The organism is Amycolatopsis sp. NPDC043885, from assembly GCF_056435685.1.
The window spans coordinates 133,307-146,410 of sequence record NZ_JBWKEA010000020.1 but is presented as its reverse complement, the minus strand read 5'-3'; the positions used below and the strand labels follow the sequence as shown (position 1 = coordinate 146,410).

The 13,104-nt window shown below is 68.2% G+C and carries 10 protein-coding genes; 8 read left to right on the top strand and 2 right to left on the bottom strand.

Annotated elements, in window-relative coordinates; all coding sequences use genetic code 11:
- Positions 1–445 precede the first annotated feature (445 nt).
- From AC069I_RS37675 to AC069I_RS37640, 8 genes are all read left to right on the top strand, one after another.
- Positions 446–712 carry a hypothetical protein gene (locus AC069I_RS37675; RefSeq protein ID WP_478267479.1) on the top strand — a complete coding sequence of 89 codons (267 nt, stop codon included), beginning with the start codon at positions 446–448 and terminating at the stop codon, positions 710–712.
- 23 nt (positions 713–735) lie between these two features.
- Positions 736–2,835, top strand: a complete 2,100-nt coding sequence (locus AC069I_RS37670) for a heterodisulfide reductase-related iron-sulfur binding cluster (protein ID WP_478234953.1) — start codon at positions 736–738, stop codon at positions 2,833–2,835.
- Between the two features lie 224 nt (positions 2,836–3,059).
- The gene (locus tag AC069I_RS37665) at positions 3,060–3,989 is read left to right on the top strand and encodes a metal ABC transporter substrate-binding protein (RefSeq protein WP_478226842.1); all 930 of its coding nucleotides are present in this window, start codon (positions 3,060–3,062) and stop codon (positions 3,987–3,989) included.
- Positions 3,986–4,729: a metal ABC transporter ATP-binding protein gene (locus AC069I_RS37660; protein ID WP_125796300.1), complete on the top strand. Its 744-nt coding sequence runs from the start codon at positions 3,986–3,988 to the stop codon at positions 4,727–4,729. The genes AC069I_RS37665 and AC069I_RS37660 overlap by 4 nt, the downstream gene beginning before the upstream one ends.
- Positions 4,726–5,595, top strand: a complete 870-nt coding sequence (locus AC069I_RS37655) for a metal ABC transporter permease (protein WP_478226841.1) — start codon at positions 4,726–4,728, stop codon at positions 5,593–5,595. Before AC069I_RS37660 ends, AC069I_RS37655 begins: the two co-directional genes overlap by 4 nt.
- Positions 5,596–5,667: 72 nt before the next feature.
- A complete protein-coding gene (locus AC069I_RS37650) occupies positions 5,668–6,483 on the top strand; it encodes an ABC transporter ATP-binding protein (protein WP_034317853.1) in 816 nt (271 codons plus the stop codon).
- Between the two features lie 17 nt (positions 6,484–6,500).
- Positions 6,501–7,478 (top strand): ABC transporter substrate-binding protein, encoded by a 978-nt coding sequence (locus tag AC069I_RS37645; protein ID WP_478267478.1) that lies wholly within the window; start codon positions 6,501–6,503, stop codon positions 7,476–7,478.
- The gene (locus tag AC069I_RS37640; protein WP_478226839.1) at positions 7,478–9,517 is read left to right on the top strand and encodes an iron ABC transporter permease; all 2,040 of its coding nucleotides are present in this window, start codon (positions 7,478–7,480) and stop codon (positions 9,515–9,517) included. The genes AC069I_RS37645 and AC069I_RS37640 overlap by 1 nt, the downstream gene beginning before the upstream one ends.
- A gap of 57 nt (positions 9,518–9,574) precedes the next feature.
- Here the strand turns inward: AC069I_RS37640 and htpG are convergent, their stop codons facing one another.
- Together htpG and AC069I_RS37630 are read right to left on the bottom strand one after the other, a co-directional pair.
- On the bottom strand, positions 9,575–11,440 hold the full coding sequence (htpG, locus tag AC069I_RS37635) for a molecular chaperone HtpG (protein ID WP_478226838.1): 1,866 nt from the start codon (positions 11,438–11,440) through the stop codon (positions 9,575–9,577).
- Positions 11,441–11,469: 29 nt separating this feature from the next.
- Positions 11,470–13,056, bottom strand: coding sequence for an alkaline phosphatase D family protein (locus tag AC069I_RS37630; RefSeq protein ID WP_478267477.1), 1,587 nt, complete (start codon positions 13,054–13,056; stop codon positions 11,470–11,472).
- Positions 13,057–13,104 lie beyond the last annotated feature (48 nt).

Below are 13,104 nucleotides of genomic sequence, written 5' to 3'. Positions count from 1 at the left end.
CATTTCCGGAGGGTCGGAAAACCCCAGAGGAAGGGCGAAAAGTTCTTGGGGCTGTTGGGGGGGTGGGGGGGGGGGGTGGGGGGGGGTGGGGGGGGGTTTTGGGGGGGAAACCCCAAAACCCCACTCACGACCACCCGTACCGACGCCTTACCGCCGGCGTTACGCCGACCGGCCGCTCCGAAGCCATCCGGTTGGACCTGTCGCACCACCGGAGCGAGCCCTACTCTCCAGTATTGAGAGTGACACAGGACACACCACGGTCTTGGGAGGCTCCATGGGGTGGCACGTTCGCGAAACGATCGACGAGGATCGACGCGAACGGCGAATCCGCCATGTCACCCGATGTCTGAGCTGCACGCTCACCTGCGTCCATTGTGGACTTCCCGCGCGATTCTCCGTTCCCCCAGGACATCCCGGCCTCGGCGTCGTCGAGCACCTACCTGGTGTGACCACCCCGGGCCTCCCGGATCTGGCTCTGCTGCACCGATTCTGCCGGGACACTCTCGCCGCGGAACCGGGGATCGCGCTCAGGCGTGCCTATCTCGGCCTGGCGACCGAACTCTTCGAAACGGGGCGGCGGATCCGCCGTCACCACAGGCTCGGCGTGCATCCGCCACGGCCGGGACATCTCGAGGCCTACCGAAAACGGTGGCGAGTGGCCAGAATGCGGTACGCCTGCAAGGCGTGCCGGTACTACACCGGCTCTCACTGAGCCGATTCTCCCCCGGAGGACTCGTGCTCGTTCGTCTCATCCTCGGTCTGCTCATCACAGTCGCCGGTCTCGCTTTCGCCGCCCGCCGCGCCGCCTGGCTCTACAAACTGATCCGCTCCGGCCAGCCGGACGAAAAACGCTCGGACGTCATGGCCGTCCGCGCGAAAACGCATCTGGCCGAAGTCTTCGGGCAGCGCAAACTGCTCAAGTGGTCGGTCCCCGGGCTCGCGCATCTCTTCACGTTCTGGGGTTTCGTGATCCTCGGATCGGTCTACGTCGAGGCGTACGGCGCCCTGTTCGACCACGACTTCCACATCCCGCTCATCGGGCACTGGGCGGTTCTGGGTTTCCTCCAGGACTTCATCGCGGTCGCGGTGCTCGTCTCGCTCGCGGTCTTCGCGGTCATCCGGATCCGCCAAGCGCCCGAACGGAAAGACCGCGCGTCGCGGTTCTTCGGCTCGCACACCGGCGGCGCCTGGCTGATCCTGTTCATGATCTTCAACGTGATCTGGACGATGTTCCTCTTCCGGGGCGCGTCGGCCGCGGTCGGCGTCTTCCCGTACGAGTCGGGCGCCTGGGTTTCCCTTGGCGTGGGCGAACTCCTGGAGCCGCTGGGTCCGTCGGTCACCGAGCCGCTGGAGACCGTCGGGTTGCTGCTGCACATCGGCGTGATGCTGGCGTTCCTGTCGATCGTGCTCTACTCCAAGCACCTCCACATCTTCCTGGCGCCGGTCAACGTCACGGCGAAGCGGCTCCCGGACGCGCTCGGCCCGCTGCTGCCGATGGAATCCGGCGGCAAGCCGATCGACTTCGAGGATCCGGGCGAGGACGACACGTTCGGCCGCGGCAAGATCGAGGACTTCACCTGGAAGGGCATGCTCGACTTCGCCACCTGCACCGAATGCGGGCGCTGCCAGTCGCAGTGCCCGGCGTGGAACACCGGGAAACCCTTGTCCCCCAAGCTGTTGATCATGGATCTGCGCGACCACCTCTTCGAGAAGGCGCCGTACATCCTGGACGGAAAGGAGGCGCCTGAAGGGCGTCCCCTCGTCGGTCCCCAGGACGACGGCGGCGTGATCGATCCGGACGTCCTCTGGTCCTGCACCACGTGCGGCGCCTGCGTCGAACAGTGCCCGGTCGACATCGAGCACGTCGACCACGTCGTGGACATGCGCCGCTACCAGGTGATGATCGAGTCGGCCTTCCCGAGCGAACTCGGCGTGCTGTTCAAGAACCTCGAAACCAAGGGAAACCCCTGGGGCCAGAACAACTCCGACCGCCTCGCGTGGACGAAGGACCTCGGCTTCGAGGTGCCGATCTTCGACGGCGAACTCGCCGACGACGTCGAGTACGTCTACTGGGTCGGCTGCGCGGGCGCTTTCGACGACAACGCCCGCAAGACCGTCCGCGCCACCGCCGAGCTGCTGCATCTAGCCGGGGTGAAGTACACGATCCTCGGCACCGACGAGTCGTGCACCGGCGACCCGGCGCGCCGCTCCGGCAACGAGTTCCTCTTCCAGATGCTCGCGCAGCAGACCGTCGAGACGCTGAACGCGGTGTTCGAGGGCCGTGAACCGGGCACCCGCAAGATCGTCACCACCTGCCCGCACTGTCTCAACACCCTCGGCCGCGAGTACCCGCAACTGGACGGGCACTACGAGGTCCTGCACCACACGCAACTGCTGAACCGCCTCGTCCGCGCGGGCAAGCTGACGCCGGTCAAGCCGGTCGACGCCGGCCCGGTGACCTACCACGACCCGTGTTACCTCGGCCGCCACAACAAGGTCTACGAACCGCCGCGCGAACTCGTCGGCGCGACCGGCGCGACGCTCAGCGAGATGCCCCGCCACGCCGACCGCTCGCTCTGCTGCGGCGCCGGCGGCGCGCGGATGTGGATGGAGGAGCAGATCGGCAAACGCATCAACCTCGAACGCGTCGACGAAGCCCTCGGCACGGACGCGGAGACCATCGTCACCGGCTGCCCGTTCTGTCGCGTGATGCTGAACGACGGCCTCGTGCAGCGGCAGAGCGAGCAGCGTGGCGAGAACGTCACCGTGCGCGACGTCTCCCAGCTCCTGCTGGAGACCGTGCGGGAGCGGGACCGGACCACCACGGAGATTTAAGGCACCGGGTGGCGGAGCTGAGATGTATGCCGGGAACGGACACAACGCGTGAACCCGCCCGGCCGAAGGCCCCGCTATCGCGGTGGCAGGGCACCCTTCCTCCTCGGCCTGACCGGTCCGGCCAGGCCGCGTCCTGCCGACGTCGATCGCGGACGCGGGTTCACCCAGAGATTTAAGGCACACGAGAGTTGGAAGTTCGGCACACCGAACTCTAAACTCGCGGTATGGCGAATCTGCGCAAGACCGTGTGCGCGCTGGCGGCGTCGACGGCACTCGTCCTGTCCGCGTGCGGCGGCACGGGCGACGCGACGATCGGCGGCGGGGACGACAAGCGGCCCGTCGTACTGACCACGTTCACGGTCCTGGCGGATATCGCCTCGAACGTCGCGGGCGACAAGCTCCGGGTCGAGTCGATCACCAAACCCGGCGCCGAAATCCACGGCTACGAACCCACCCCGGACGACATCAAGAAGGCCGCGAAGGCCGACCTGATCCTCGACAACGGGCTGAACCTGGAGGCGTGGTTCGCCCGGTTCGTCAAGGAGAGCGACGCGCCGCACAAGGTGGTCAGCGAGGGTGTCCAGCCCATCGCCATCGGCGAAGACGCCTATCAGGGAAAACCGAACCCGCACGCGTGGATGTCCCCGACGAATGTGGGTATCTACGTGGACAACATGGTGAAGGCGTTCAGCGAACTCTCCTCCGGCGACGCCGCCGCGTTCAAGGCCAACGGCGACGCCTACAAGGCGAAACTGAAGGAGGTGCGGGACGAGATGACGGGTGCGCTGAGCGGTCTGCCGCGGAACGAACGAGCGCTGGTCACCTGCGAAGGCGCCTTCTCGTATCTCGCGCGCGACACCGGCCTCACCGAGCGGTACATCTGGGCGGTCAACGCCGAACAGCAGGCCACGCCGCAGCAGATCACCCGCGCCATCGAATTCGTCAAGCAGAACAAGGTCCCCGCGGTGTTCTGCGAGTCGACCGTCTCCGACGCCCCGATGCAACAGGTCGTCTCCGCGACCGGTGCCGCGTTCGGCGGCGTCCTCTACGTGGATTCCCTGTCCGGTCCGGAAGGCCCGGTGCCGACCTACCTCGACCTCATCCGCCACGACTCGAAGACGATCGTCGCCGCCCTCACCGGAGCGAAGCCGTGACAGCCGCGATCCGCGTCGAAGGCGTCACCGTGCACTACGGCGACGTCCTCGCGCTCGACGGTGTCGACGTCACTCTCGAACACGGGCACGTCTGCGGACTGGTCGGGATGAACGGCTCCGGCAAGTCGACGCTGTTCAAGACCATCATGGGCATGGTCCGGCCGGACACCGGCACGGTGTCGATCGACGGCGGCACCCCCGCCCGCGCCCGCAAGACCGGCGTGATCGGGTACGTGCCGCAGAGCGAGGACGTCGACTGGTCGTTCCCGCTGTCGGTGCGGGACGTCGTGATGACCGGCCGCTACGGGCGGCTCGGCTTCACGCGGCGGCCGCGCCGCGCCGACCACGAAGCCGTCGACCACGCGCTGGAGCGGGTCGAACTGACCGAACTCGCCGGACGCCAGATCGGCCAATTGTCCGGCGGGCAGCGCAAACGCGCCTTCGTCGCGCGCGGCATCGCGCAAGGCGCCCGTGTCCTTCTGCTGGACGAGCCGTTCGCCGGCGTGGACAAGCGGTCCGAAGCCACGATCACCCGCCTGCTCAAGGAACTCGCGGCCGACGGCGCCGCGGTCCTGATCTCCACGCACGACCTCCACGCGCTGCCCGGCCTGGCCGACGAGGCGATCCTGCTGATGCGCAAGGTGCTCGCGCACGGCTCCCCCGGCGAGGTCCTCCGGCCGGAGAACCTCGCGCTGGCCTTCGGACTCGATGTCCTGCAACGGGAAGAAGAACCCGCGTGAGTCTCTACGACCTGTTCCTCGAACCGCTGAGCTACGACTTCATGGTGCGGGCGCTGGCGTCCACGGTCATCGCGTCGGCGGTCTGCGCGGTGCTCTCCTGCTGGCTGGTGCTGATCGGCTGGTCGCTGATGGGCGACGCCGTCTCGCACGCGGTGCTGCCCGGCGTCGTGCTCGCGTACGTCCTCGGCGCGCCCTTCGCGCTGGGCGCCGTCGTCTTCGGATTCCTCGCCGTGGCGCTGATCGGCGTCGTCCGCGACACCAGCCGCGTCAAGGAGGACGCCGCGATCGGCATCGTGTTCACCACGCTGTTCGCGCTCGGGCTCGTGCTGATCTCGGTGACGCCGAGCCAGACCGATCTGAACCACATCATCTTCGGCAACCTGCTCGGCGTCGACACCTCGGACCTGATCCAGATCGGCGTCCTCGGCGCGATCACGCTCACCCTGCTGGTGCTCAAACGCCGCGATTTCACCTTGTACGCCTTCGATCCCACGCACGCGCACGCCATCGGACTGAACCCGCGGGTGCTCGGCGCCGCACTGCTCGGCCTGCTCGCGCTGACCGCGGTGGTGGCATTGCAGGTGGTCGGCGTGATCCTCGTGGTGGCGATGCTGATCATCCCCGGCGCGACCGCGTACCTGCTGACCGACCGGTTCGGCCGGATGCTCGTGATCGCGCCTTCGTTCTCGGTGCTCGCGGCGGTGACCGGGCTGTACCTGAGCTATCACCTCGACACCGCGTCCGGTGGGATGATCGTGCTGGTCCAGGGCGCGGGGTTCACGCTGGTGTACCTGTTCGGGCCGCGGCACGGGATCGTCGGGAAGCGGCTGGCCAAGCGGCGACGGGAAGCCGCCCGGGTGGCGTAACCGGACAATCACTCCGCGCTCTGTGTCTCTCGTGACATGGGTTGACGCCTTCCCTTAGGTTAGGCTCCCCTCATGTCTACGGAAGACGCGCTGCTCACCGGCCATGACCTGGTGCTCGCGCACCAAGAGCGGGCCGTGGTGGACGGCGTGTCCTTGTCGCTGCGCGCCGGCGTGGTGACCGCGCTGGTCGGTCCGAACGGCTCCGGCAAGTCGACGCTCCTGCGTTCGCTGGCGCGGCTGCACAAACCCCGCGAGGGCGGCGTCCGCCTCGGGGAACGCGCCGTCTGGGGCGGGAACGCGTTGTCCGGCAAGGAGTTCGCCCGGCGGGTCACGTTGCTGACCCAGCACCGGCCCACGCCGAGCGGCGTTTCGGTGCGCGACGTCGTCTCCTACGGCCGGTACCCGTACCGCTCGGGCTGGCGCGGGGTCGACGTCGACGGCGCCGCCGCGATCCGCCGCGCGATGGAGCTGACCGGGGTGACGCCGATGGCCGAACGCGGCGTCGACGAGCTCTCCGGCGGCGAACTCCAGCGTGTCTGGCTCGCTTCCTGTCTCGCCCAGCAGACCTCCGTGCTGCTGCTCGACGAGCCCACCAACCATCTCGACCTGCGCTATCAGGTCGAGATCCTCGACGTCGTCCGCGATCTGGCCAACGAAGGCGTCGCGGTCGGCGTGGTGCTGCACGACCTCGACCACGCGGCGATCATCGCCGACGAGGTCGTGCTGCTGAGCGAGGGAACCATCGTGGCCACGGGTGACATCGGGCAGGTGCTCACCACCGAGCACCTCTCCCAGGCCTACGGCGTCACCGTCCACGTCGCGAACGACCCGGTGACGGGCGCGATCCACTGCAGGCCACTCGGGCGGCATTCGCCCAGGCCTGCCTGAGAAATCCAGGAAGAACCATGCGTTTGCTGACCCCTGCCGCCCTCGTCGCGGCGGCAGCCCTGCTGCTGTCCGCCTGCGGCACCACCGAGAACACCGCGGCCGCGCCGAGCGACACCGCCGCCGCGAGCGGACCGGTCACGGTGACCGACGCGCGCGGAAAGGCCGTCAACCTCAAGGCCCCGGCCAAGCGCGTCGTCGCGCTCGAGTGGGGCGAGGCCGAGATGGTCGCGTCGCTCGGGGTCATGCCGGTCGGCGCCGCGGACGTCGCGGGCTACAACGTCTGGGACAAGGCCGCCCCGCTGACCGCCGAGGTCAAGGACGTCGGCAAACGCAACGAGCCCAGTGTCGACGCCATCGTCGGGCTGAACCCCGACGTCGTCATCATCGCCGACGAGCGCGACTCGACGCTGGTGCCGCAGATCGAGAAGTACGTGCCGGTCGTGGTCACCAAGTCCAGCGACGCGAGCCGCAACTTCGACCGCCTGCGCGAGGACTTCAAGCTGATCGCGAAGACGGTCGGCAAGGAGTCCGAAGCGGACAAGCAACTGTCCGAAATGGACGCCAAACTCGCCGAGGGCAAGAAGGCCGTCGAGGCCAAGGGCGCCGCGGGCACCCCATTCCTGATGGCCGACGGCTACCTGGAAGGCAGCACCGTCAGCATCCGCCCGTTCGGCAAGGGCTCGCTGGTCTCCGACACCGCCGAGGCCGTCGGCCTGAAGAACGCCTGGACCGGCAAGGTCGACCCGCAGTGGGGTCTCGGCCAGACCGACGTCGAGGGCCTGACCGCGATCACCGACCCGAAGACCGTGCTGTTCTACAGCGCGTCGGAGGAAGACGTCTTCACCACCGGGCTCGCGCAGAACGCCGTCTACCAGCGGCTGCCGTTCGTGATCTCGAAGAAGATCCACAAGCTGGAGGCCGGCACGTGGACCTTCGGCGGGCCGAAGTCGGTCATCATGACCGCCGACCAGATCGTGAAGGCCATCACCGCCTGATGATCAAGGAACTGCGCGCGCCGCAAGCCGTGCGCACCGCGGTGGTGTCGGCGGCGCTGGTGGTGCTCATCGTCGTCCTCGCCGGCGTCCACCTGACCCAGGGCACCTCGACGTCCGGTCCGCTGGACGTGGTGAAGGCGATCTTCGGCCAGGGCGACGCGCAGACCCTCGCGGTACTGGAGGGTTCGCGCGTCCCCCGGCTGCTCGCCGCGTTGCTGCTCGGGGTCGCGCTCGGCGTCGCGGGCGCGGGAATGCAGTCCGTGGCACGGAACCCGCTCGCCTCGCCCGACACGCTCGCGGTCAACGCGGGCGCGCATTTCGCCGTGGTGGCCATTTCCGCGTTCGGGCTTTCGCTGCCGCTCGTGCCGGTGGGCGGGGCGGCGTTCGCGGGCGGGCTCGCCGCGGCCGTCATCGTGCTGGGCCTGGCGGGAGGCGGTTCGGCGAGTCCGCGGCTGGTGCTCGTCGGCTCGGCGGTGTTGCTGGCGCTCCAGTCGGTGACCATCCTGCTGCTGCTCCTGTTCGAGCAGGAGACGTCCGGGCTGTTCGCCTGGGGCAGTGGTTCGCTTACCGTTTCCGATCTGCGGGCGACCGCCCAGATGACACCGATCGTGGTGATCGCCGTGGCGGCGCTCATCGCGATGGGCCGCAAACTCGACGTCCTCGCCCTCGGCGACGACAACGCGACCGTGCTCGGCCTGCGGGTGCGCCGGACCCGGATCGGCGCGGTCGTGCTGACCGTCGCGCTGACCGCGGCGGCGGTGACCGTGGCCGGACCGGTCGGGTTCGTCGGGCTGAGCGCGCCGGTGATCACGCGGCTGCTGCTGCCGATCGCCAAACACCGCGCGCTGCTGCCGGTGTCCGGGCTGGTCGGTGTGGTGACGGTGCTCGGCGCCGACGTCGTCCTGCGGGCGATCATGGGTTCGGCCGCCGCCGTGCGGGTGCCGACCGGTGTGGTGACCACGATCGTCGGCGCCGTCGTGATGGTGTGGCTGGCGCGGCGGGGGCGGGGCAGCGGCTCACGCCGTCCCGCTCCGGCAGGACGGGTCGGGGTCGCCGGATCGACCCGGCGGCTCGTGGCCATTTCCGTCGTGCTGGTGGCGCTGCTCGCCGCCGTCCCGGTGGCAGGCCTGATGCTGGGCGACCGGATGGTGCTGCTCGGCGACCTCGCGAACTGGGTCACCGGCAACACCGGGACCGCGCTGACTTTCGTGCTGGACCAACGACTTCCGCGGGTGCTGGCCGCGCTGCTCGCCGGTGCCGCGCTGGCGGTCTCGGGCTGCGGGATCCAGTCGGTCAGCCGCAACCCACTCGCCGAACCCGGTCTGCTCGGCATCACCGCGGGCGCCGGGCTCGGCGCGATCACGTTGATCACCATCGTCCCCGCGGTCGGTGCCTGGTCGATCGCCGGTGCCGCCGGCGTCGGCGCGACCGTGGTGTTCTTGCTGGTCTACGGATTGGCTTGGCGGTCGGGGCTGGATTCGGACCGGCTGGTGATCATCGGCATCGCGGTCTGGTCGGCCGGGATGGCGCTGATCACGCTGCTGATCGTGGTCTCCGACCCGTGGAACTCGGCCAAGGCGCTGACCTGGCTTTCGGGGTCGACCTACGGCCGCACGCTGGAACAGGTCGCACCCGTGGCACTGGCGCTCCTCGCGCTGACGCCGTTGCTGTGGATCAAGCACCGGGAACTCGACCTGCACGCCCTCGACGAGGACACCCCGCGCGTGCTCGGGATGCGCATCGAACGGTCGCGGCTGGTCATGCTGGCCGCCTCCGGGATCCTGGCGGCCACCGCCGTGTCCGCGATCGGCGTGGTCGCGTTCGTCGGGCTGGTCGCGCCGCATCTGGCGCGTTCGCTCGTCGGCGGACGGCACGGCCGGGTGATCCCGGTGGCCGCGGCGCTCGGGGCGCTGCTGGTGAGCGTCGCGGACACCCTCGGGCGGACGGTCATCGCGCCGGCCCAGATCCCGGCGGGCCTGGTCATCGCGATGGTCGGGACACCGTATTTCGTGCTGGTGCTCTGGAAGACCCGGCCGTAGAAGTCCGTGAAGGCCTCCTTCCCTACCCTCAAGGTAGGGAAGGAGGCCTTCACGGAACTACAGGGCCTTCTGCAGGTGGGTGGCCAGCAGCTTCGTGAAGCGGGCGGGGTCGCCCAGTTCACCGCCTTCGGCGAGCAAAGCCATGCCGTACAACAGTTCCGCGGTCTCGGCGAGTCCGTCGTTCTCGCCCTGCGAGGCGAAGGCGTCCCGCAGCCCGGACACCAGCGGGTGGCCCGGGTTGAGTTCCAGGATCCGCTTGATCTGCGGCAGTTCCTGGCCCATCGCGCGGTACATCTTCTCCAGCGTCGGGGTGACGTCGTTCGTGTCGCCGACGATGCAGGCGGGCGACGTCGTCAGCCGCGACGAGAGCCGCACCTCCTTGACCTGGTCGGAAAGGGTCTTCGTGAGCCAGGTCAGCAGCCCGGAGAACTCTTCCTTCTGCTCGTCGGTGGTGTCGGAGTCGAGTTCGACCTCGCCCTTCGCGACCGACTGGAACTGCTTCTCCTCGTAGCCGGGGACGGCGTCGACCCACATCTCGTCGATCGGATCGGTGAGCACGAGCACCTCGTACCCCTTGGCCTGGAAGGCTTCCAGATGCGGGGAGTTCTCGATGCTCTGCCGCGACTCGCCGGTCAGGTAGTAGATGTGCTCCTGGCCGTCCTTCATCCGCTCGACGTACTCACGCAACGACGTGAGCTTCTCCGGATCGTTCGTCGAGGCGAACGAGCAGATGTCGAGGATCGCGGTGCGGTTCTCGTGGTCGTCCAGCAGGCCTTCCTTGACGGCGCGGCCGAACTCCTTCCAGAACGTCTCGTACTTGTAGGGGTTCTCGTCGGCCATCAGGGTCTTGACCGTCGAAAGGACCTTCTTGACCAGCCGTCGGCGGATCAACTGGATCTGCCGGTCCTGCTGCAGGATCTCGCGCGAGACGTTGAGCGAGAGGTCCTGAGCGTCGACGACGCCCTTCACGAAACGCAGGTACTCCGGCATCAGTGCTTCGCAGTCGTCCATGATGAAGACGCGCTTCACATACAGCTGGACGCCGCGTTTGCGCTCCCGCATGAACAGGTCGAGCGGCGCGTGGCCCGGCAGGAACAGCAGCGCCTGGTACTCGAAGGTGCCCTCGGCCTGGAGCCGGATCGTCTCCAGCGGGTTGTTCCAGTCGTGCGCGACGTGCTTGTAGAACTCGTTGTACTCGTCTTCGGTGACGTCGCTGGAGGGGCGAGCCCACAGCGCCTTCATCGAGTTGACCGTGACGACCTCGTCGCCCTCGGTCATGCGGATCGGCCAGGTGATGAAGTCCGAGTACTTCTTGACGATCTGCTTGATCTTCGTGGCCGAGGTGTAGTCGAAGAGCTGGTCTTCGGCGTCCTCGGGCTTGAGGTGCAGGACGACCGACGTGCCCTGCGGCAGGTCCGGCACCGTCTCGATGGTGTACGTGCCCTCACCCTCGGACTCCCAGCGGACGCCCTCGTCCGATCCGGCGCGGCGGGTCAGCAGCGTGACCTTGTCGGCCACCATGAAGCTGGCGTAGAAGCCGATGCCGAATTGGCCGATCAGATCCTGCGAAGCCGCGGAATCCTTGGTCTCTTTCAGTTTCTTCAGGAATTCGGCGGTGCCGGATTTCGCGATCGTGCCGATCAGCGCCACGACGTCGTCCCGGCTCATCCCGATTCCGTTGTCCCGCACGGTCAGGGTGCGGTTTTCGGGGTCGGTCGCGATCTCGATGTGGAGATCGTCGGTGTCCGCCTGGAGGTCCTTGTCGCGGAACGCTTCGAGGCGGAGTTTGTCCAGTGCGTCGGAGGCGTTGGACACCAGTTCCCGCAGGAAGGTGTCCTTGTTCGAGTAGATCGAGTGGATCATCAGCTGGAGCAGCTGACGTGCCTCCGACTGGAACTCGAGTGTTTCGGCAGAGGTTGTCACGCGCCGATATTACCCAGCGTGGAACGGGCTCAGGCCAGCCTCCGCCTGGCCACTTCGACCAGTCCGTCGCCGATGGCCCGTTCGATCGTCGTGACGCACGCCCGGCCCTCGGTCTCGACCGTGGCGATGACGTTGCCGAAATGCGGGCCGGACACCTTGGACCAGGTCAGCGGGTCGGGTGCGACGCCGCCCCGGCGGGCCCAGCGCCGCGCGATCGACGCCACCGGCGACGACCACGTGGCGGCGAAGGCCAGCCGGAGCGGGCGCGGCATGGCGTTGTGGATCGGGGAGCAGGTGAGCTGGAAGACGGTCGAGGTCACCGGCTCGGGATAGCGCGCCTCGGCGATGTAGGCGTGATGGACGTCGCCGGAGAGCACCGCGATGGTGGCGGGCGGTTCGTCCCGGCGTCCCTCACGCGCGATCATGGCGGCGAGCCGGTCGAACGACGCCCGGAAAGACGCCCAGTGCTCGAGGTCCGCGGCCTGGCGGATCCGCTCCGCGAGCCGTCCGCGCCACCCGGGACGGTCGCAGGCACGCTCGTTCAGAGCCTGCAGATGGGAGACGACCGGAGGCAGCAGCCACGGCAGCGAGGAGCCGATCAGCAGGTGGTCGCACGGCGCGGCGGCGTTGTTCTCGATCCAGTCGAATTCGTCGTCGTCGACCATGCACCGGGCACCGCCCGTCAGGATCCGCCCCGCCCGGCTGTCGATGACCAGCAGCCGTACTCCACCGAAGTCGCGGCGATAGCTCCAGCGCGCGCCTTTGGTGCCGTCGCGGTCGTCGTCTGCCTCGTCGGCGAACGCGGTGAGCAGGCCGGCGTTGTCCCCTCCCGAGGTGAGGGCCTTCTGGAAGGTCGCGTCCTCGGCGAGTTCGGCGGGGCCGAGGTTCCCGAGATGCTGGTAGACCCAGTACGACATGATCGCCCCGCGCAGGCGCTCCTGCCACCACGGCTGGGCGCGCATCCGCTCCCGCCAAGGGTGCGAGGTGTTCCAGTCGTCGCGGACGTCGTGGTCGTCGAAGATCATCGACGTCGGCACGGTGGACAGCAGCCACCGGATCGACGGCTCACCCCAGGCTTCGAGGTAGAGGTGGGTGTACTCCTCGAAATCCTTCACCTCGGTCCCGGGCGGCTTCGAGATGTCACGACGCCGGGAGAGCCATTCCTGCGTCTCGTCGGTGGTCTCGTCGGCGTAGACCTGATCGCCCAGCATCAGCAACGCCTGCGGCCACTCGGATTCCTCGCCCACCGCCATCCGGCGGGCATACGCGACCAGTGCGTCCGGGCCGAAGGAGGCAGCGTCGTGCGGTTTGCGGCACGAGCCGAACACGAGCCGGACCCGCGACTCTTCCTCGGGCAAGGTCCTGATCCGGCTCGGCGGGAACCCGGAATCAGGCAGAGGCCAGGCCTTTTCGCCGTCGACGCGCACTTCGTATTCGGTGCTGGTGCCGGGTTCGAGACCGGTCAGCACGAGCAGGGCATAGTGGTGGCCCTTGATCTCGAACGTCCTCGCGGTCGTGCCGAGTACTTCGACCTCACTGGCCGTGCCGGTCTCGACCCACACCGTCGCCGACGTCTCGTCGACATGCCGCAGCAACGGCCCCAGGCGCAGACTCATTCCCGAAACGGTGCCACAACGAAGCCAAGATCGTGCGCTGAGCGGAGC